General features: G+C 41.3%; 22 protein-coding genes. 7 read left to right on the top strand and 15 right to left on the bottom strand.

All coding sequences use genetic code 11. The annotated features are described in order from the left end of the window. The first annotated feature begins 87 nt into the window (after nucleotides 1-87). The 4 genes from P1X15_RS01470 to P1X15_RS01455 all read left to right on the top strand — a co-directional run bounded on the left by P1X15_RS01470 (nucleotide 88) and on the right by P1X15_RS01455 (nucleotide 6,580). The gene (locus tag P1X15_RS01470) at nucleotides 88-915 is read left to right on the top strand and encodes a sugar phosphate isomerase/epimerase (RefSeq protein WP_277336362.1); all 828 of its coding nucleotides are present in this window, start codon (nucleotides 88-90) and stop codon (nucleotides 913-915) included. Nucleotides 916-1,009: 94 nt separating this feature from the next. Beyond that, entirely contained in the window at nucleotides 1,010-2,134 is a 1,125-nt protein-coding gene (locus tag P1X15_RS01465; RefSeq protein WP_277336361.1) for a Gfo/Idh/MocA family protein, read from the top strand. Between the two features lie 144 nt (nucleotides 2,135-2,278). Next, on the top strand, nucleotides 2,279-2,755 hold the full coding sequence (gene tnpA / locus P1X15_RS01460) for an IS200/IS605 family transposase (protein ID WP_277336360.1): 477 nt from the start codon (nucleotides 2,279-2,281) through the stop codon (nucleotides 2,753-2,755). A 60-nt stretch (nucleotides 2,756-2,815) separates the two neighbouring features. After that, nucleotides 2,816-6,580 carry a PVC-type heme-binding CxxCH protein gene (locus P1X15_RS01455; RefSeq protein WP_277336359.1) on the top strand — a complete coding sequence of 1,255 codons (3,765 nt, stop codon included), beginning with the start codon at nucleotides 2,816-2,818 and terminating at the stop codon, nucleotides 6,578-6,580. Nucleotides 6,581-6,648: 68 nt separating this feature from the next. Here P1X15_RS01455 and P1X15_RS01450 read toward each other — a convergent pair whose 3' ends face one another. Genes P1X15_RS01450 through P1X15_RS01435 form a run of 4 tightly spaced genes read right to left on the bottom strand, consistent with a single transcriptional unit; the run spans nucleotide 6,649 to nucleotide 9,188 of the window. Then, entirely contained in the window at nucleotides 6,649-7,308 is a 660-nt protein-coding gene (locus P1X15_RS01450) for a hypothetical protein (RefSeq protein ID WP_277336358.1), read from the bottom strand. Beyond that, entirely contained in the window at nucleotides 7,295-7,657 is a 363-nt protein-coding gene (locus P1X15_RS01445; RefSeq protein WP_028667375.1) for a GntR family transcriptional regulator, read from the bottom strand. The genes P1X15_RS01450 and P1X15_RS01445 overlap by 14 nt, the downstream gene beginning before the upstream one ends. Before the next feature lie 5 nt (nucleotides 7,658-7,662). Then, nucleotides 7,663-8,481 (bottom strand): hypothetical protein, encoded by an 819-nt coding sequence (locus P1X15_RS01440; protein WP_277336357.1) that lies wholly within the window; start codon nucleotides 8,479-8,481, stop codon nucleotides 7,663-7,665. A gap of 2 nt (nucleotides 8,482-8,483) precedes the next feature. Beyond that, nucleotides 8,484-9,188 carry an ATP-binding cassette domain-containing protein gene (locus P1X15_RS01435; RefSeq protein WP_277336355.1) on the bottom strand — a complete coding sequence of 235 codons (705 nt, stop codon included), beginning with the start codon at nucleotides 9,186-9,188 and terminating at the stop codon, nucleotides 8,484-8,486. A gap of 247 nt (nucleotides 9,189-9,435) precedes the next feature. On the opposite strand from P1X15_RS01435, the gene P1X15_RS01430 reads away from it, so the two are divergent. Then, nucleotides 9,436-10,149: a hypothetical protein gene (locus P1X15_RS01430; RefSeq protein ID WP_277336354.1), complete on the top strand. Its 714-nt coding sequence runs from the start codon at nucleotides 9,436-9,438 to the stop codon at nucleotides 10,147-10,149. 370 nt (nucleotides 10,150-10,519) lie between these two features. On the opposite strand, the gene P1X15_RS01425 is transcribed toward P1X15_RS01430, so the two are convergent. From P1X15_RS01425 to P1X15_RS01375, 11 genes are all read right to left on the bottom strand, one after another. Further along, the gene (locus P1X15_RS01425) at nucleotides 10,520-11,614 is read right to left on the bottom strand and encodes an acyltransferase family protein (RefSeq protein WP_277336353.1); all 1,095 of its coding nucleotides are present in this window, start codon (nucleotides 11,612-11,614) and stop codon (nucleotides 10,520-10,522) included. 51 nt (nucleotides 11,615-11,665) lie between these two features. Further along, on the bottom strand, nucleotides 11,666-12,844 hold the full coding sequence (locus tag P1X15_RS01420; protein WP_277336352.1) for a cytochrome-c peroxidase: 1,179 nt from the start codon (nucleotides 12,842-12,844) through the stop codon (nucleotides 11,666-11,668). Nucleotides 12,845-12,978: 134 nt separating this feature from the next. Next, complete coding sequence (locus tag P1X15_RS01415; RefSeq protein ID WP_277336351.1) at nucleotides 12,979-13,893, bottom strand: DUF5050 domain-containing protein; 915 nt, start codon at nucleotides 13,891-13,893, stop codon at nucleotides 12,979-12,981. A gap of 380 nt (nucleotides 13,894-14,273) precedes the next feature. Beyond that, nucleotides 14,274-14,618, bottom strand: coding sequence for a hypothetical protein (locus P1X15_RS01410; protein WP_277336350.1), 345 nt, complete (start codon nucleotides 14,616-14,618; stop codon nucleotides 14,274-14,276). A 197-nt stretch (nucleotides 14,619-14,815) separates the two neighbouring features. Beyond that, a complete protein-coding gene (locus P1X15_RS01405) occupies nucleotides 14,816-15,175 on the bottom strand; it encodes a hypothetical protein (protein WP_277336349.1) in 360 nt (119 codons plus the stop codon). 236 nt (nucleotides 15,176-15,411) lie between these two features. After that, entirely contained in the window at nucleotides 15,412-16,098 is a 687-nt protein-coding gene (locus P1X15_RS01400; protein WP_277336348.1) for a hypothetical protein, read from the bottom strand. Between the two features lie 381 nt (nucleotides 16,099-16,479). After that, a complete protein-coding gene (locus tag P1X15_RS01395; RefSeq protein ID WP_277336347.1) occupies nucleotides 16,480-17,019 on the bottom strand; it encodes a dihydrofolate reductase family protein in 540 nt (179 codons plus the stop codon). Nucleotides 17,020-17,054: 35 nt separating this feature from the next. Further along, nucleotides 17,055-17,387: an MmcQ/YjbR family DNA-binding protein gene (locus P1X15_RS01390; protein ID WP_277336346.1), complete on the bottom strand. Its 333-nt coding sequence runs from the start codon at nucleotides 17,385-17,387 to the stop codon at nucleotides 17,055-17,057. A gap of 56 nt (nucleotides 17,388-17,443) precedes the next feature. Then, nucleotides 17,444-17,953 carry a YdeI/OmpD-associated family protein gene (locus P1X15_RS01385; RefSeq protein ID WP_277336345.1) on the bottom strand — a complete coding sequence of 170 codons (510 nt, stop codon included), beginning with the start codon at nucleotides 17,951-17,953 and terminating at the stop codon, nucleotides 17,444-17,446. A gap of 99 nt (nucleotides 17,954-18,052) precedes the next feature. Then, nucleotides 18,053-18,484 carry an SRPBCC domain-containing protein gene (locus tag P1X15_RS01380; protein WP_277336344.1) on the bottom strand — a complete coding sequence of 144 codons (432 nt, stop codon included), beginning with the start codon at nucleotides 18,482-18,484 and terminating at the stop codon, nucleotides 18,053-18,055. 56 nt (nucleotides 18,485-18,540) lie between these two features. After that, entirely contained in the window at nucleotides 18,541-19,236 is a 696-nt protein-coding gene (locus tag P1X15_RS01375; RefSeq protein ID WP_277336343.1) for a YafY family protein, read from the bottom strand. Nucleotides 19,237-19,365: 129 nt separating this feature from the next. Here P1X15_RS01375 and P1X15_RS01370 point away from each other — a divergent pair, with 129 nt between their 5' ends. Together P1X15_RS01370 and P1X15_RS01365 are read left to right on the top strand one after the other, a co-directional pair. Continuing rightward, nucleotides 19,366-19,719 (top strand): YciI family protein, encoded by a 354-nt coding sequence (locus tag P1X15_RS01370; RefSeq protein ID WP_277336342.1) that lies wholly within the window; start codon nucleotides 19,366-19,368, stop codon nucleotides 19,717-19,719. A 65-nt stretch (nucleotides 19,720-19,784) separates the two neighbouring features. Next, nucleotides 19,785-21,032: an RNA polymerase sigma factor gene (locus P1X15_RS01365; protein WP_277336341.1), complete on the top strand. Its 1,248-nt coding sequence runs from the start codon at nucleotides 19,785-19,787 to the stop codon at nucleotides 21,030-21,032. Nucleotides 21,033-21,050 lie beyond the last annotated feature (18 nt).

Below are 21,050 nucleotides of genomic sequence, written 5' to 3'. Positions count from 1 at the left end.
GAAGTTTTTAGTATTATTTTACTATTATTTTGTATTTGAATTTTTCTACCCCTAAGCCATCTCTTATATATCTATATGAAATTCAGCATGAACTTGCTCCTTTGGGGCACGCAAATTGACGAAAGTCTATTTCCTACCCTTGATTTAATCCAAGAAATCGGCTTTGAAGGCGTGGAAGTTCCTATCTTTAATACGAATCCAGATGCGTGGCATAGTTGGCGTAAAAAACTCGATGAACTCGGCCTGCATAGAGAATGTGATACCTTTTGCGGCCAAGCCGAAAACCTCATTAGCCCCGACTCCGCCGTACGTGCTTATGCCTTGGCCAATCTCAAAAAAGTAGTGGATTGTGGTGTGGTTTTAGGAGCCACCAAGCTCATGGGGCCTTATCATTCGGCACTAGGGGTATTTACTGGACAAGCTGCCACTTCTGACGAATGGAAATGGGGCGTAGAAGGTATTCAACAATTGGCAGAATATGCTCAAAATCAAGGCATTTCATTGGGTCTTGAATACCTCAACCGCTTCGAGCTTTACCTCACAAGTTGTGGCGATGAACTGATTCGGTTTGTAGATGACGTAAATCACCCCAATTGTCAGATTATGTTTGATACATTTCATGCCAACATCGAAGAAAAAAGCATTGGTGATTGCATCCGCAAAATGGGCGACCGCATTTCTTTTATCCAACTTTCTGAAAATGACCGTAGTACGCCCGGCAAAGGTAACGTGGACTGGGCAGGTACTTTTCAAGCAATCAAAGACATTGGCTACGACGGATGGCTGAGTATCGAAGCATTCAGCCCTAAGCTTCCTGCGGCCAATATATGGCGCAAAATGTTTGATTCGGAAGAACAACTCATGCGCGACGGCTTGGCCTTTATTCGTAATTCATGTCAGCAAATAGGCCTTTAAAGAGAGTAAAAATTTTATTCAAAAAATAATTTAAAACATAACGAATCCTGTGGCGTTGCTTTGCAGCAATACCACTCTACAACCCGCTTCTGCTATGTCTAAAAAAATCAACATCGCTATCGTTGGGCTCGGTTTTGGGGCCGAATTTATTCCCATTTACCAGCGCCATCCCCATGCCAATATGTACGCTATCTGTCAGCGTAATGCCGAAAAACTAAACGCTATCGGCGACGCTTTCAATATAGATGTGCGCTACTCAGACTATGATGAGCTTCTCAAAGACCCTAACATTGACGCTGTTCATATCAACTCTCCTATTCCTAATCACGCCGAGCAAACCCTCAAAGCGTTACGAGCAGGCAAGCACGTAGCTTGTACGGTGCCGATGGCAACCTCGGTAGAAGAGTGCATGGAAATCGTCAAAACGTGCAAAGAAACAGGCAAGAAATACATGATGATGGAGACAGTAGTGTATGCAAGAGAATTTTTGTTTGTGAAAGAATTGTACGAAAAAGGAGAACTTGGTAAAGTTCAATTCCTGAAAGCTTCTCACCAGCAAGACATGGACGGTTGGCCTGACTATTGGCCTGGCTTGCCTCCTATGCACTATGCTACTCACTGCGTAGGTCCCGTAGCAGGCTTACTCAAATTGGAAGCAGAGTATGTATCTTGTTTTGGTTCGGGCACAATTCGCGAAGAACTCGCCAAGATTCACAACTCACCTTTTGCCGTAGAATCGGCACATATCAAATTCAAAGACAGCGATTTAAGTGCGTATGTATATCGCTCTTTGTTTGATGTAGCTCGCCAATACCGTGAAAGTTTTGAAGTGTATGGCTCTAAAAAATCTTTTGAGTGGCCCCTCATCGAGGGGGAAGAAGCGGTGATTCACACTGCTAAAAAAGAAGAACACGAAATCCCTGAGCGCATCGAAACACCAGATTACGCACATTTGTTGCCCGAAGAAATTCAACAATTTACGACCAAAGGAGTTTATGACATTGCCGAAAATACCCATCTTTCATTTACACAGGGTGCGGGCCACGGTGGTTCGCACCCCCACTTGGTACATGAGTTTCTGATGGCTTTGGTCGAAGACCGTGATCCTTTCCCCAACGCAGCTCAATCTGCCAACTGGACTTCTGTAGGGATTTTGGCTCACGAATCGGCGATGCAAGGTGGAAAGATTTTGCAATTACCCGATTTTTTTAATGCCTAATTGGCCAAAAATATTACGCCGCGTTACAAATATTACGCCGTGCTACAAATATTACGCCGCGCTGCGGCTTTGGGGTACCCCAAAGGTGCAGCGCACCGTAATATTTGTAGAGACGTGATATTTACAAAACCATTTGTTTAACCCATGGCCAATACCTATACGCAGCTTTACATCCAAATTGTTTTTGCAGTGAAAGGACGACAAAGCCTTATCCATAAGGTATGGAAAGAAGAATTATATGCATATATAGGTGGCATTCTAAAACAACACGGGTCGAAGCCATTGGCAATCAATGGAACCTCAGATCATATTCATATTTTTATGGGTTACGGTACCTCAGTATCTCTTTCCGATTTAGTAGAAGAAATAAAAACCTCCTCCAATAAATTCATAAAAATACATTTTCAATACGCTAATTTTAATTGGCAGCGCGGTTACGGCGCTTTTTCTTACAGTAAATCTCACATCGACGCCGTGATCAAGTACATTAATAATCAAGAAGAACACCATCGAAAAAAGACCTTTCGCGAAGAATATTTAAAAATGCTAACGGATTTTGGAATAGAGTTTAAAGAAGAATACCTATTTGATTTTTTTGAAAATAATGAAGAGTACGAATAGCAATATAACATAGCTCTTATTTGACTTTTCCCAGCAACAAATAACTTTTCTAACCATACAATGAAACGCTTTCTAACCATTCTTTTGTCGGCGACTTTGCTGTGGCAATGTGCTACGCAAAAAACCAACCTCGGCAAGGGTTCAACCCTTGCCGAGGTTACTCCGCGTCGCCTTGAAATTCTCTTTCTGGGCGATAACGGCCACCACCGCCCCATCGAACGTGTGCCTACTATCATGGCGGCATTAGGCTCTAAGGGAATCAATTTTTCGTATTCAGATGATCTAAACGATCTGAACCCTACCAATCTAGCCAAGTACGACGGAGTACTACTGTATGCCAACTGGGATACTATCAGCAAGCCCCAAGAAAGAGCCTTGGTAGATTATATTGCTAGTGGCAAAGGGTTTATTCCTGTTCACTGTGCATCCTACTGCTTCCGCAACTCTGAGGAATTGGTAAAAATCATGGGAGGGCAATTTTGGCGGCACACGTGGGATACTATTCGTCCTATTTGGACCAATCCCAACCACCCTGCCATCATGGGCGTCAAACAATTTAAGACACTGGACGAAACTTACCTCCACAGTAAGCTCCAACCTGACAACCTTGTCTTGACGGAGCGCGAAATCCAACCTGACCAATACAAAGACAAGCCCAATACCAAAACTGAGCCTTACACATGGGTACGTACGCACGGAAAAGGACGCATTTTTTATACGGCCTATGGACATGACGACCGCACTTGGAGTCAGCCAGATTTCATCAACTTGCTCGAAAAAGGAATTCGTTGGGCGGTAGGAGACCAAGCTATTAAGAATTTGACAGCCCTCGACCCTCGTCCGTTTACTTACAAAGAAGCCAAACTTCCCAACTACGAAAAACGTTCTGGGCCACAGCTTCAACAAAATGCCGTTTCGCCGGAAGAATCCATGAAACACATTCAGGTCCCGACCGATTTTACGCTGGATTTGTTTGCGGCGGAGCCTAATGTGCAGCATCCAATCGCCATGAGCTGGGACGAGCGCGGGAGATTGTATGTATTAATCACCAAAGATTATCCCAACGAACGCAAAGACTCAGGCGGTAGTGATTATATTTTGATTTGTGAAGATACTGACAAAGACGGCAAAGCCGATAAATTCACGCGTTTTGCCGATGGTCTGAGTATCCCAACGGGTATGGTCTTTGCCAACGGCGGTCTTATCGTAAGCCAAGCACCTCACATTATTTTCTTAAAAGATACCGACGGTGACGACAAAGCAGACGAAAAAAAAATCTTGTTTTCAGGCTTCGGTACGGGCGATACACACGCAGGGCCTAGCAACTTGCACTATGGGTTCGACAACTGGATTTGGGGATGTGTAGGCTACTCAGGCTTTGAAGGAAAACTCAAAGACAATGCCGACAGTCTCAAATTCGGTCAGGCATTTTTCCGCTTCAAACCCGACGGATCTAAAATTGAGTGGGTTACCAGTACTTCCAACAATACATGGGGATTTGCGTTCAATGAAGCAGGTGATGTATTTGGTTCTACCGCCAACAACTCACACGGCTGGTATATGGCGATTCCCCACCGCTACTTCACAGGTAGTGTAGGTATGGGACGCGACAACGGTAGCCGTGGCACTGATACTCACAAAGACATGAAACCAATCACTCCGCGTATTCGTCAGGTAGATGTATTTGGTGGATTTACGGCAGCGGCTGGGCATAATTTCTATACCGCCCGTGCTTTTCCTAAAAAATATTGGAATCAAATCGCTTTTGTAGCCGAGCCTACTGGACACGTGTTGCACCAAAATCAGCTAGTAAAAAAAGGCACCGATTATGAAGACAAAGAAGCCTTCAACCTCATGGCTGGTGCTGACGAGTGGTTTTCACCCGTTTTTGCAGAAGTAGGCCCTGATGGCGCAGTTTGGGTAGCCGATTGGTACAGTTTCATCATTCAGCACAATCCTACTCCTCAAGGGTTTGGCAATGGAAAAGGAAATGCTTACGATACCGACCTTCGCGATTATACTCACGGACGTATCTATCGCGTAGCCTACAAAGAAGCGCCTGCTTATACTCCTATCAGCTTAAGTAAAGACCGCCCTGCGGAATTGATTGCCAACCTCAAAAACACCAATATGTTGTGGCGTAACCACGCGCAACGCTTACTGGTCGAACGTGCCAACAAAGACGTTGTACCTCAGCTTATCGCTTTGGTCAATGACCCCTCAGTTGATGAAATTGGTTTAAATCCAGCCGCTATTCATGCTCTTTGGACATTGCAAGGATTGGGTGCTTTGTCGGATGATAATGCCCTCAAAGCCGTAATTGGTGCGCTCAAACATCCAAGTGCTGCCGTACGTAAAAACGCCGTGCAAGTTTTGCCTTCCACTGCGGCTACTGCGCAAGCACTTTTGGCCAACAATACCCTCAATGATTCGGAGCCCCTTGTAGTTCTCAACTCGTTGCTCAAATTTACCGAAACTCCGCTTACTCCCGAAATAGAGAAGGTTTTACTGGCTCGCTTCGAAGCTTCCAACGAAGCCGACGATCGTTGGCTGCCCGACGCCTTCTCGGTGGTATTAAATTCGCATGGAGGTAAATTGATGCAAACTTATTTGGCTAAACGTACCGTAGGACAAAAAGCAGAGACCAAAGCCCCCGCCCCTATGGCACACGACCACAGCGCTATGCATGGTCCCAATGCTGCCACTGAGCACAACCACAGTGCCATGACCACCGCCACCAAACCTGACTTGGCTATTACCAATATTACAATCAATCCTACGGTGCCTTTTGTACGCGAACCCGCCGCTATTACGATTGAAATTACCAACAAAGGAGTGGCTATTCCTAAAGAAACCGTTCCTGTGGTGAAAGTAGGAATCGAAGGACTAGGTCTAAAAATCAACTATGTAAGCTACCAACTCAAAAATGGCATTGGAGCCGGCGAAACCATTCAACTGGTAGAAAGCAACAATGGCCCCTGGGTAGGTCGTATGGGCTTTACGGCAGAGCAAGCAGGTAAATTGCGTATCAGTGCGAGCATCGATCCTGACAATCTAATTCCAGAAGAAGACGAGGTTAAAAACAATTCTCTTTCTAAAACTTTTGAAGTAAAACGCCCCGCCAAACTTTCGGATTTTGCTCTTGAACGCGCCGCACGTAGCTATGCTTCTTCGCTCAGTATGAGTCCCGATTCGGTGATAGCCTTGATTGCCAAAGCCAATACGCTAGATAGCGATGCACGTTATGCGGTATTGAAGGGAATCGTGAACGGCTGGAATCCTCGCCGTAAAGTGACCACGAGCGATGCTGGCAAAATGCTCCTAGTAAGTACCAAAGAAACTATCGCCGACGATTTGAAGGCTAAATTTACGGGAGTGATTGAGTCATTTGGTGCTAATGCTCTCGTGCCTGTTGACCCCAATCTCCAAGTCATCAAAATCAAATCTATCAAAGAAGCGATGAAGTTTGATGTAAAAGAATTTACGGTGATTGCAGGTAAGCCCGTAGAATTGGTTTTTGAAAATCCTGATGCTATGCAGCACAATCTTGTGATTATCAAACCAAAATCTACCGAAATCGTGGGAAATGCGGCTGATAAAATGATTACGCAAAAAGATGCTGCCGAGAAAAACTACGTTCCTAACTTGCCCCAAATCGTAGCTTACACGCCTTTAGTCAATCCCGACCAAACGTATCGCCTTACTTTCACCGCTCCTACCGAACCCGGAAACTACCCTTATCTATGTACTTTCCCCGGTCACTGGCGCTTGATGAGTGGTGTTATGAAAGTCGTGAAAGACGATAGCAAAGCCACAAGTAAGTAATTCAATAACAATCTATTACAAAAAAGAGAGGCGCCATATGGCGCCTCTCTTTTTTGTAATCTAGTAGCCTAATATAAATTCTTCAGTGATTTACCCGAAAGCTTCACCTCGCTGCTATCCGACTGAGTAGTCAATCGAATTTTTTTCACGGCTGTACCAACATCCTCTAATCCAGCTTTATCTGCCAAGCTCACCGTCAACTGATTGATTTCGCTGCCCTCTACCAATCGGAGTTTAGAGATGTCTTCTACCTGAGCGTTTACATTTCCCCACATTCCTTTTTCTAGTGCACACACGCTATTTTTCTTAATCAACAGCGATGCATCCATTGGTTTAGTAGTAACGATGGTCACATTTGAATTATACAACTCAATCGCAGGCATTTCGGGAAAATACAATTCACAAAAATCGACATCATCCTGCCGTCCCGTTCCTGCTGAGATTTCGAGCGTATCGCCTCTTTTACTATAGCTAAAACCTACCCGACGGTAATCGTGGCGAAAACCTAATTTCTCTCCTCCCAAATGCAGCACAAACCGAATCCCTTTGGCTCTCAAAACTTTGGCCGATGCCTTCTCCTTATCAAAAGTGCGAAACACCGTATGCGCTTTTTCTTTTTTGGCGGTCAATTGCTCCAAATAAGCGCTCTTGTACCCAAATACTAAAAGTGCCTGCACAACCAACGTGATAACGACCGTCGCACTTAGCAATTTATTAGATGTTTTCATGTTCGTAAAATCGTTTTTCGAGTTCTTCAAAACTCATTTTTAGTAAGCGAATTTGTTTGAAAAAGATCGGTAATTCGTTCTGAATAAACGTCTCTTTGCGCCAGTTGAGGTAATTTTGTTCACCGTTCGGAGCTACAAAATAGCCCAATCCGCGTTTGGTAAAAATTACCTCCTGCGTTTGTAAAAAATCGTAAGTACGCTGCACCGTGTTGGGATTTACTTCCAATTGCACCGCCAATTCCCGAATGGACGGAATTTTGTCATCGGGTTTCCAACGTTGGGTCAGAATCTGCTCGCCGATGTGTTCGGCGATTTGCAGATAAATCGGGATTTGGTTATGAAAATTCATGGCTATTAAACTTCTTTTTCTTTGATTTTCAAATACGTAACTACCCACAAAATGACGGGTAAACACCCCACCCACCAAACCAAGTAGGGCAACTCAAGCGTTGAACCAACTTGGATATGAAGCTTGGAAATGGTTCTTACACTTGCGTATATAACCCCTGGATAAGGGGAAGTTTCCACTTTGTCAGCATTTGGTAAAATTGCTATTAGTGCTTTTTGCTGAAATGTGTAAAGGAGTAGTACCGTTCCTACGCCAATAGCCAACGTTTTGAAAAAACTATATTTCCTAAAAATTACACTTCCCAACATAAACGCACCCGAAATACCCAAAACCCCAATCGCTAAAATTGTTTCGCCTACATTCCGAAATGCCTTCGCATAATCCATTCTGATAATTGCCTTAGGAAAGGTTGAAAGGATAAAAGGAGTTGTAAACAACCACGTTACTCGCCATAAAATAGCCGTTATTATCAAGCTTAAAGGAATAGTAAGAAGCCAAGCAAAACAAAATCGTTCAAAGGGGGAAACGGGTAAGGTTAGAGAAAATAAAGTTTTGGAAGAAGAAGAAAAATAAGAGTAAGCGTAGCTTCCTGCAATCCAGGTGGCTATTACGGCAGAGTTAAAAAGCCCAGCAAAAGGGTTTAAATCATACCATTTCAACTGGTCATAATAAAATTTATCCTCCAACGGTTTGCACAGCAGATAAATGAAAACCAACTGCATCACCACCACACCTACGGCAAACAGCGCATACACTTTCCAGTTTTCACGAAATTCTTTTCGGGCATACCACCCAAATCGGCGAAGGTCAAATATATCGTTCATAATTAGTGAAATTGAATAACTTCTTGGAACAAATTTTCGAGATTAGGTTGGGCGGTGGCCTTATCGGCTAAGGCATTCAGGTCTTCGTTATAGACGATTTTTCCTTGGTGAAGAATCAAAACGGCGTCTATCAAACTATCTAAATCGCGCACTTGGTGGGTCGAAATCACGATACTACGTTCATCGGTCATTGCCCCCGCTACGATTCTCCTAAAAGTACTTTTTGAGGGAATGTCCAATCCATTGGTAGGTTCGTCCATCAATACCAAGGGTACGTTGGTTGCCAAGGCAAAGCTAATGACTACCTTCTTACGTTGCCCAAACGATAGTTTAGAAAAGACCTGTTCGGCAGGCACTTGAAACTCTTTTAGATAATCTAAATACAGCGATTTATCAAAATTTGGGTAAAAAACGCCGTAGGTATCCGCGTACCGCGCCGCCGTTGAATGCGGCAAATGAGGCTCATCAGCCACAAAATACAGCTGACTCATAAAGGAAGGTTTGCGGTGACGAGGCTCATGCTCCAACACCTTGCACATCCCTCCTTTGGGAAAAACCAACCCTGCCAGTAACTTGAGCAAAGTCGTCTTACCCACCCCGTTTTCCCCCAAAAGCCCATAAATGTGCCCTGACTGCAAGTACATTGTCAACCCCAAAAATAAGGGTTTCTTTTCATAGCTGAACGAAACATTGTCTAGATGAATCATAGAATCTTTGAGATTTAGTGTACTACTTAACTAATACACTACAAACATACAAAAACCTCTCCATAGATGTCAATAGAGAGGCTTAATTTTTTTCAAAATGATTAGTGGAAGTAAACCTTTTTTGCTTATTTTCATAATGAGTTTCACTTTGACACTTTAAATGAGCTCATAGTTCGGAAAGTGCATCTATGCCCAAACTAGCTCAACCCCCGTCTCTGACACAAAGTATACAAGTTTCAAAAACAAGATGAAATACAGGAAAATAGAAAGACTGCTATTTTGGTTTAAAGATGGCGATAGAGATTTAACAACCTTAAATGATCAATTTTTTGGTCTTGCTAGGCTACTCACAAGATTATTGAATGAAATTTATATAGGAAAAAAAATCAAGTTTATAAATATTGACTTTGCCTCAGATGAAAAATATAGGATATTCCCTCAGATACCTAAAAACTTTGTTCATTATTACGGAGGTGGGGGTGGACATTTACGATTTTATGGTGAGTTAGACTTTTTAGAATTTGACTCTTTAAATGAAAAAGAGCAGAAATTTTATATCTGGGAAAAAGCGTGCAGCTATATGCGCTTAGCCTCAAATACAATAAAGAATCCCTCTCTATTAGAAGCTACTAACCTTGCTTATCATAAAGGCCTAGCAAATAAATTAAATACCAATTATAAGGTACTAGAGCAAAGCATCCTATTATACAATCAACTTATATATACATATGTATATATTGAATTTAAATCTGATTCTATGATTTCTAAGTTAGTACTTGAAAAAGGAGGTCTAATAATATTGGAAAAAGAGATTGATAAAGCGGAAAGGGGGTGCGAGTTTTTCTTAGAGATTTACAAAAAGATAGAAGTAAGAGAAAATAACGTCATTGTCAAAATACATAGAGGCATAAATTATCTCCCCTTTTATGTTTTGGTAGATAAACATCTCATAACTGTATGACGTGTCCTATAGTTATGAGATGTTTATCTTGAAAAGATTGGCCTAGAAATTATCAAAAAAGTAACTTTTTATACAGGTAAATAAAAATTACATTCTAATTTTACCAGAGATGAAACCTTTATATAGCATTTTATTAGGACTGGTTAGTTTATTAATAATTGGGCAATTATCTATCTGGTTTTTAGCCCTTGGAAGTGGTCATAATTTGACAACAGATACTAAAATCACCTTTTCACGAAACTTAACCTTATTAGTAGTTTTAGAGGTTTTATTAATTCTGGGACGAAAAAGTTTAGTAAATGAGATTCATGTGTTACTTAGCGCATATGGAACCATACCTTTGCATTTAACACTGACCTTTTTCATACTCCTACACTTTGATAATAACTCCTTTCTTGTACATCACATACAAAATCACAAACCAAATCGCAACAAAAGTAAGTGCGCCTGCCAACGACGCGTTGTAGGGATTGCTAAACCATACCCCAATCAGATTTTTTTGCATCCATTGCTGCGAATTAATCGTTCCTTCGGGAGTTTCGACTTTAATCAGTGCCAGCGTGCGGGGAATAATCCCCGACAAGAAAAATACCGTAATGGCATTCACGCCAAAAGCCACAAAAGGCGTAGTCCAACGGCGATAGCCCTGTACGTCAATCAGCCAATAACAGACCGCAAGCCCTACCATACTCCACCCACCCGCATACAACACAAAAGAACTAGTCCAGAGGGATTTATTGATAGGAAAAAACAAGTCCCAAATCAATCCTGCTACGACAAGAAGATTACCAACCGTAAACAACCAAGCGATTTTTTCAGCTACAGCTTTGTCCGAACGTAGCCATTGCCCCGTCAGGACGCCCAATAGTCCCGTAGCAACGGCAGGAAGCGTACTAAACAAGCCTTCGGGATCCCACACTTTTGCAGCTTTCCACAAATGCGCAGTAGTGAGAATACTTCGGTCAATCCAAGCGCCCAAATTAGTGGTAGCTTCCAGATTGGCGTAGCCCACACCGGGCACTGGCACGAATGTCATCAACAAATAATAAACTACAAGCAGAAAAGCAGTTAACCTTATTTGGGTCGAATGGGTTGTTTTCACAAAAACAATCGCACAAACCAAATATACCAAAGCGATACGTTGCAATACCCCTGGAATGCGTACTGTTTCGAAATTGAATTTAGGGTATAGATTCAAAAATAGCCCTAACCCAAACAAAATAGCACTACGCTTCACAATCTTATCTATCGAAGGTTTTTTGGACTTGCTCATCGCAAATGAAATAGAAACCCCCACAATGAATAGAAAAAATGGAAAAATAAGGTCGGTAGGAGTACAGCCGTGCCAATGTGCATGGAGCAATGGAGCATAAACATGTTCCCAATCGCCGGGGTTATTGACCAAAATCATCGCGGCGACCGTAATACCCCGAAAAACATCTAAAGAAAGTAGGCGGTTTTGCATAGCTTGTAAAGACGAAGTGTTGTTTTGCTACGCAAGTTAAGACAAATATTTTTAGCGAAGGTTGCCCCCTACGGCTAATCCACTCGGTACTTTTTCGGGAATAGAGCGATCAAACTGCTCATCGTTGAGGGTATTCAAAAATTCGACAATCAAAGATATATCTTTAAAATCGACCTTGAGAGCCTCCACGATAGGGTCGATTTGGGATGGTTTTACTTGTGAATTACGGATTTTATCCCCGGCCAAGTCTTCATAAAACTCCAGTACTTGTTCCAAGGTCTTGAGCTTACCACTGTGCATATAAGGCGCAGTATAGCGCAAGTTGCGCAAACTAGGCGTTCGAAACTTGTACTGATTATCCACACCTTTATCTGATTCGGGTAGTTTTTCGTTGTCGGGTGCTCCTAAAGCATGTAGCTGAAAATCCGACAGCATGGGGCCATGATGACATTTGGCACAACCTGACTTCAGAAAAGCTTGCATTCCCTCTATTTCATTGATAGATAGGGCATTTCTGTCTCCTCTCAGGTATTGATCAAAACGCGAGTTGCCTCCTATCAAGGTTCGTTCATAAGATGCAATCGCTTGTGCGAGATGATCAACCGTAACCGTGGGGTCGTTGGGAAAAGCCGTTCGAAAAAGTGAGGCATATGTAGGATTTTTTCTTAATCGATTTACGACGCTATCGAGGGCAGCTTCTGCCGAGTACCTCCGCCCTCGCATTTCTTCTAAGGCTTTGATTGGCTCTAGGGATTGTTTTTCCAAACTCCTTACCCGCAAATCCCAAAACATGGGTGCTTGCGTTGGGTTGGCATTGGTCGTGAGCGTGACACCATTAAAAGCCGCATTGAGGATGGTTTGAGAATTACGCTTTACAAAAGGAATATCATTGGGCATGTTAAAGGCTCTATTGCTTCCCATACCGTGGGCGTTGGTACCGATTGATATTTCCAGGCTCTCAGCAAAACCAAATTCGGGATGATGACAAGTAGCACAAGCGATGTCTTTATTTCCGGACAAAATAGGGTCAAAAAATAATAGTTTTCCTAAGGCAATTTTTTCTTTAGTGAGGGGATTGTCAGCAGGTACGGGAGCTTCTAAAGGAAGAGCGGCTAGTTTGCTTATATCATCTTGCTCTACAATTTTCTTTTTTTGCTCTTCTTTTCCACAACTCCACACACTTATCCACAAACCTATCCCCACTCCTAGCTTTAAGGTATATTTCAACATGTTTGCTTTTTACTTTTAGAAAGCAACATTAGAAAATTTATAATATTAATACAATGATTTATATCAATCTACTTTATGTTATGCCTGAGCCAAACTTCCCAAGTTATCGAGCATCAAACTTGGGAAGTTTGCGCCTAGTCTAATTTGTAGGTCACAAAAACAAGTCGCTTGCTATCGGGCGACCAGCATGGCACACTAAGGGTTCCTTGCCCTCCAACAAATGTCTCAGTCAAATCTTTGATTTGATTGGTTTTGAGGTTCATCAAGCGCAGTTTTACTTCCTTGCCCAGAGGGTGTTTGCCTTTTTGATCTTCGAGATAAGACATAAAAACAATCCACCGCCCATCAGGACTCGGATGTGGATACCAATTGTCAAACTCATCATCAGTAAGCTGCTCTTCAGCGGTGCCGTCGGGTTTCATTCTATAAAGCTGCACCCGGCCTGTACGGTAAGCGTTGAAATAGATGAATTTGGAATCATGGCTATATTCGGGGGCGTCGTCCAAGCCTGAATGATCAGTAAGACGAATTTCTTCGCCGCCAGCCGTGGGGATTTTATAAATATCCCAATTCCCATTACGCAGGCCAGCATACAAAATATGTTTTCCCGAACGGCTCACACCATGCCAAAAAGAAGGGGCATTGGGCGTCAGCAAAGTCGGCTTTCCTCCTTCTATGGGTACTTTGAAGATGCGAGAATTGTTGGTAAGCCCTGCTCTAGTGTCATTATGGCTAAAAAAAACGGTTTTGCCGTCATAGCTGATACCATGCGCACTAGTGCATCGGTTAGCAAAATCGGTATCAATCACGCCCAAAGATTCTCCTTCAATCGACATTTTTTCGAGAACACCTTTGCGATTGAGAATCAGAAATTTTCCGTCTGGCGACCAATTGGGCGCTTCCATGAGCCAATTGCCCGTCAGAATCACTTGTCGCTTACCATTTTTGATGTCTAGCACTTCCAAATTGCTCGTTATCTTGGGAGAAGGAGATTGACCTATGGTCAGTTTAGATACCAAAAAGGCAACTATCAGTAAATAGTTTTTCATAGTAAGTGGTGGAAAATAGGCTTAGATGCCAAATTTACGATGATATTTAATGCTACCCAAACTCATTTTACGACGATTTAATATACCAAAAACACAATGGGAGTTTAAGATTATACTCCCAAACTCCCACGATGATGTAATATAAGACCCAAAAGGTGGTTTTAGCTACAAAAAACTATCAAATGGTTAGTATTTAATCGTTTGGTGCGGTATGGGTCGAGGTCGGCCTGCCAAGTAGCGGCGTAAAATAGCGTTTCATATATACGGCGTTATTCTTTCTTTTTCTAAACTTGGAAAGTCTTGTTGACTGCGATTAATGGACTTTCTAAGTTTAGACCACTCTTCCCAAAGAAAATTTTGTAAATGGATAGTTCTTGTCATCACTTTTTTAGAGGAGGTATTATAGAACATATCCTTAAAAAGTTTTCCCATATATTGAATAAATACAATAAGTGTAAGGTGGGAATTTCTTCAGATTCTTTACCTAATTCATGATAATAAGAAATCTCTGGTGAAATAGATACCGCCGTTACACCGCCAGTATAATCAAAGGGATAAGATTCTGACCATGTTCCTGCCACGATTTGGTCAATTGCTTTTCTAAAAATATTGATCCTATCTTCATCTTTTATCTCCCCAAAAAAGGCTCCTAACTTTTCATAAGGGGCGGAGATATACATAAAAGGATGATTATCCTCTAGAGATAAAGTTATTTCTAATTCCATAGTTATTCAATTAAAAGGTTTAAAGTTTTATCATTGGATAAACAGTATTAATGTTTTCCCCCTATTGTCGCTGTGCCGATGAGGTCGCCAGAGCAACAACGGGAATCCTCTTAGTTTTATAAGCTCTCAAAGCAGCTTGCCCAAAGGTTCACCGAACTCTTCCCAAAGAAAATTTTGTAAATTGATAGTTCTTGCAATCACATTTTTATAGGAATTATTGCAGAAGATACCTTTAAAAAATTCTCCCATATATTGAATAAATAGAATAGCTGTAAGGTGGGAATTTCTCCAGCATCTTTATCAAATTCTTCATAATAAGAAATTTCTGGGTAAACAAACACTGTCGTTACACCACTAGTCCAATCAAAGACCAAAGGCTCTGACCATGTTCCTGCCACGATTTGGTCAATCGCTTCTCTAAAAGTATCAACATCTATATCATATTTTATCTCCCAAAAAAGGGGGCCTAGCTTTTCATAAGGGGCGGAGATATACATAGAAGGAGAATCCGAATATGGATAATCATGCTTCAGAGATAAGGTTATTTTTAAGTCCATAGTTATTCAATTAAAAGGTTTAAAGTTGGCTATCCAAATTAAAATCAACCAAATTTAGATAGTATTATTGGCTACGTTTAATTAAGTTTTGTGTTAATATCCATTTATAAGAAGTACACCTTCTCAAAGTCCACTGCTTCATTGGTAGTGGAGGTTACGACCTTGGTCAATATTTCGCTTAAATCAACTATTACAAAAGGCATTTATTTGAGTTTTTGTAAATATTCACTTAGAGCCTAATCTACATAGATGGGTAATTCTACAAAACGATGAATTCCTGTTAGTTTTGCTTTTTCAACCCTTTCTTTAAAATTCTCAGAAACTACAATTTGATAATAAGATGATTTAGCTGCCAACTGAGGTATAACAAAAATATCTAACTCCTTTCTTTTAAATTCATCATTCAAAAACAACATTTCACATCCTATGTCGTATTTTTCTTCACTTTTAAATAAAGAGAATTGTTCTGAGTTTTCAAAACGAATGTTTTGTAAAATATCTCCTTTTAATGGGCGGGCAAAAAATATAGTTTTCTTAAAATCTATCCAATCAACATAATCAGGGTTGACAATAAAAAAATACCAATAAGGAGTTGAATGATAATAAGCGGGAGAATCAGAAGCTTTTTGATTAATTTCTTGCAGCATTTTTATAGGATAATATTTGTGATTTAAATCTGCATTAATTGAATTTAAAAAATTTCTAGCTTTTTGATTTACCAAAAAACCATAAGTAGATCCACCAAAGGTGCTACTTATAAAATCAGTAGCGGGTACTTCCTCCAACACTTGATAAGAGAATACAGGGTCAAATGTTGGCATTTTATTTATTTCTAAATTATAATAAAAGTTATCAGGCTCACCTTTCCAAGGCTCATAATTATACAACGGAGTACCCCAAACAATAATTCGAAAGTATTTCATAGCTTTTATTTTAAATGTAAAGAGTGACTTTTTGAATAGTTAATGCCTCTCAATTGTACCTAATAAAACCTCCCGTTATGCGCAGCTACTACTGCAAATGTTGCACCTCTACCGAGGCTACTTTCAATTCCTCAAAACTTTTGCTAAATTTTTATTGGTACGTACAGCATCATCTTATGTTTTACATACCTTTTTTTTAACCGCTCAAAGTAGCTTCCCTAATGGTTCAAAGAGCTATTACAAAATTTTCTTGCCTCTCTGAAGACATAGAATACAGTAAATACTATCCCAAAAATACAACGGGAGTTTAGGATTCGACTCCTAAACTCCCCGATGTTGTAAAAAATTTTTAGCCACAAAAAACTATCCAATCGCTGTTGTCTAATCACTCAATGTCTTTTTGCAGCTATATTTCAAAGATACCAAGCCCGTTTCATAGACTTTTGATTCGATGAGGGTAAGCCAATGCCGGTCTTTGAGGTTTCCTAAAAAAGGTTTTCCCGCTCCCAACATGACGGGATGAACCGACAACCAAAGCTCATCAATGAGGTTCAACTCCATCAAAAAATTACTAAGCTCAGCTCCGCCAAAAAGCCAAATATCCTTCCCTTCTAAGCTTTTTATCCTTCTGACCTGTGCTTCTACTTCCTCAGGAGTACCGCTAATCAATCTTCTATCTGATTTAAATCGCTCCAATGTGTTTGAAAAAACATACTCTTTGAGCTTAGGAAGCCAGCTTTCACGCCCATCTTGAGCGATAGACATTTCGTAGGTTTTGCGTCCTACAAACAAGGCATCTATTTGAGTAAAAAACTCGTTGAGACCATAATCTTGGTCAGTAAAACACCAGTCATATTCGCCATTGGGGCCTTCGATGAAGCCGTCTAAGCTCACGGCAAGTCCTAATATTAGTTTTCTCATGGTTGTTATAGTTGAGTATCTCCCAAAAGCCGCCTCTATGACTTACTTTTGGCTTTCTTTTTTTGTGAAATAATGTTTTGATAAGCGAGGTCTACCGCCTCCGCAAAGTGAGTTTTTTTTACTTGATTTAGATTAACGTGAGTCCATCCCATTTGGCCCCATTTGTTGGGAACAGGATAAAAAGCGGGGTCTTCACAAAGAATATTTTGCTGCTCAGGTGTCAATTTTAGCGTCACCCACTTGTTCTCGATATTGAACGTAGCAAATATCTTGCCTTTGATTTTATAGGCAGGTTTGTCAAAGTGAGCCTCCTCTACGGCATCGGGCATCGAAACCAGAAGTGTATGAGCTTGTTCTAAATTTACCATTGTAGGGTAGGTAAAAGTGATGTCAGATGTAATCAAAACACGCAAAAGGGCGTTATTTACTTTTCTAAATCTCGAAAATATCGAATCGTTTCACCAAAATTCAACCCCATCGACATGCCTTTTATCATCATGCTGATGCGTTTGGTTTTGGTTTCAATCGTTTTGGCCGATTCAATCCATTTGCTGTAATAGTTTTGATGACTTACGGGAAGTTTATTAAAAAAAGCCAACGCCTGTGGTTCATCTTCCAAACATTCCAACAAATCGATGGACTGAGGCAATGGATCTACATCGACTTCGAGAGCTACGTTAATCATAGCACCTTCTTTCTTGCGAAGTCCACGGCGCATTTCGGCATTGACCGGCATGATAAATCCCCCGTCGCCCATCGGCAGCAATGCTACCAGCTTGATGGCATACTCATCCAGTTTTCCTTTTACTCGAAAAGAAGTACGGACATTAGGGTTGAGCTGATGAGCCATTTCTTCCGAAATCTCAAAATAAGTCCAGCCCGTTTTTTCTCCTTTTTTATCAAACTTCTCTAACAATGCTCGAAACGATACCATTCTGTTTTTAAGTAATTGACTCTTTGGTACTTAAATAAGTAAATGTGCAAATTGGTCTTCCAAGTTAAAAAATTAGAAAACCAATTTGCGCATCCATACTTACTTTTCTAAGAGCTTCTTCATTTCGCCCAGTACAAGCTGCCACAGATTTTCAGAATGATGTTGGGCGGTTTCATCTTTGATACTGTCTTGCGTGACGCTTACTTGGGTACCGTTTTCCAGAGGCTCAACATAGTATTCAATCTGAGCATAATTTTCGGGAAGATCGGGAGTACCACCCATCGAACTCCAATAACTATACGCCAAATAATGCGCTGGTTTAAAGCTCAAAACGGTGCCTTTGTCTTCGTAGGTTTGTCCCTCCCACTCTCCCGTAAAACGGATACTTTCACCTTCTTTCCAAGTAGTAATCATTTGGGAACCGAAAAAATATTTTTTTACCATTTCGGGATTGGTAAGGGCATCCCATACTTCCGCTGCAGGCGCCTCAATAATGATAGATGTTTTCAGGGTTAATAGATTGCTATTCATAACTAGAAGCTGTTTTGGTTTTGTGAATACAAATAAAACACCCCCTAGTGACAACCCTATGTCAGTGCCATTCGCATTTCTTGCTCTTTTATGAAAGCATTGATTTCTTGATGCGAAGATTTACGAAAAGCAGCCTGCGTATTTACAAGCTTTTGGATACGGGCGACTTTGAAATCGCGGTATTCGAGACGCCGCCAACACCATGCAATCACATGCCAAGCCATCGAATAAAAAATGATCCCTATAGGCTCTATCTCACGTTCGCTGTTTTCTTGATTGGCATTTTGGTACTTGATTTTAAGAATGGTCTGCTGGGTAATAGAGGTCTGAATTTCAGACAAATACTCAAAGTTTGATTGAGTACAAACTACGCTATTGACCACTTTCCCTTCCAGATGTTCGATGCTTTCTTTTTGGGAGTTTTTCAGAATAGCTTTTACCTTGTTGAGGGCAGAATGATAATTTTTGCTGATAGATTTATCCGTAAAACGCTCTACAATAGACTCTACCAATACCAAAGCATTGGCTTCTTCGCTACTGAATGTTACGGGTGGCAAAAAATACCCTTGCATGATAAAATACCCTCTATTGGGTTCAAAACCTATTGGAACACCGATTTCGTTGAGTGCTTTCAGGTCACGATATACGGTTCGGATACTCATCCCGAAGCGTTCGGCGAGGGTTTCGGCAGGGGTATATTTGCGAGATTGCAAGACAAGCGATATAGCCAACAAACGGTCTATACGATTCATGAGAAAGAGGGAAGTTTTTTATTTTTCAAAAATATAAAAAAAAATTTGTCTCTTTTGTCCAGTTTCGAGAAGCCAGTCCGTCATTCGTATAAATTCAATCATTTAGTTCACAAAAACCAATTTACTACCATGAACAAGTACATGCTCGCTTTCTGGAATTCAATCCCTGCGGAAGAAGATTTTGCTCAAATGTCGCCCGAGACTATCCAAGCCGAAATAGAAAAATGGAACAATTGGATTGGGGGCATTGCGGCTCAAGGAAAGATGATTGCGACCGAAGGGCTTTATCCTACTGGCAAAACAGTATCAGGCTCTAGCCATGTCATCACCGATGGGCCTTTCACGGAAGGCAAAGAAATCATCGGCGGATTTATGATTCTTACTGCCGATAGTATTGATGAAGCCATCGAGCTATCCAAAGGCTGCCCCATCTACGACGTTGAAGGACGGGTAGAAGTACGCCAAATCCAAGAGTTTAATTAACCTTGACTTTCTAAGTTTTTAGGTATTTATTAGGTTTAAAACTTAGAAAGTCTATCCCAAAACTCATGAATGAAGTCAACCAATTGGCCGAGCATCTTTTCCGACATGAGTCAGGAAAGATGCTCGCCGTCTTGACCCGCTTGTTTGGCTTCCCCAACTACGACACCGCCCGCGACGTAGTACAAGATACGCTATTGGCAGCCATGCAACATTGGAAACTAAACGGCATCCCCGACAACCCCACGGGTTGGCTCTATACTACAGCCAAAAACAAAGTTTTGGATCGCTTACGCAAAGAAAAATCCTGGGCCGAAGTCAGCCCCCACCTTATCCATGATTTACAATCCGAACAGCAAATGCAACAGCACATCGACCAGCTTTTTCTTGAGCACGAAATCGAGGATAGTCAGCTTCGAATGATGTTTGCGTGCTGTCATCCGAGCCTGCCTCAAGAAGCCCAAATTACGTTGATTTTGCGTACGCTTTGTGGCCTAAGTATTCCAGAAATTGCAAGGGCGTTTTTGTCAAACGACGAAAACATCAATAAGCGACTTTACCGCGCCAAAGATAAAATCCGAACCACGCCCATTGAACTAGAAGTGCCTGAAGGCAATGACCTCCTTCCTCGCTTAAATGCTATTTTGAAGGCGATTTATTTACTTTTCAACGAAGGATATCATTCCCAAAATCCTGACCAATTTATCAAAAAAGAGCTTTGTGAAGAGGCGCTTAGATTAGGGACGTTGCTTAGTCAACACAAAATCACAAATCTACCCAAAACCTCCGCTTTGCTATCATTGATGTATTTTCAAGCTTCCCGCTTCGACGCCCGCCTCGACGAAGAAGGCCATATGGTGCTACTGGCGCACCAAAATCGAGAGAAATGGAATCAATCCATGATTCAACAAGGAGTCCAATTTCTAAACAGAGCTTCGGACGGAGACGAACTCAGTTCTTATCATATTGAAGCTGCCTTGGCGAGCTATCATGCGCAAGCCAAAAGTTTTGAAACTACCAATTGGCAAGCCATTGTTTACTTGTATCGCTTGCTAGAGCAGATTAATCAGAGTGTAATGGTACAGTTCAACAAAGCCATTGCGATAGGCTTTGCCTATGGCCCTGAGCGTGGAATAGAGGCATTGTTACTATTAAAAGAAATGGAGAAAAACCACTATTACCACACGGCTTTGGGTGATTTTTATAAACAATTAAACAACACTGTAGCAGCTAAAAATCACTACGAGATTGCCCTCACATTGACAAATTCGAAAGCCGAATGGCAACTTATTTGGAAGAAGATTGAAGAGCTTTAACCCTGGCAACGTTTGAAC

The organism is Runella sp. MFBS21 (assembly GCF_029433105.1).
In the GTDB taxonomy this organism is placed as follows: domain Bacteria; phylum Bacteroidota; class Bacteroidia; order Cytophagales; family Spirosomataceae; genus Runella.
The sequence above is the reverse complement of the archived record's forward strand: the minus strand, read 5'-3'. Positions and strand labels throughout refer to the sequence as shown.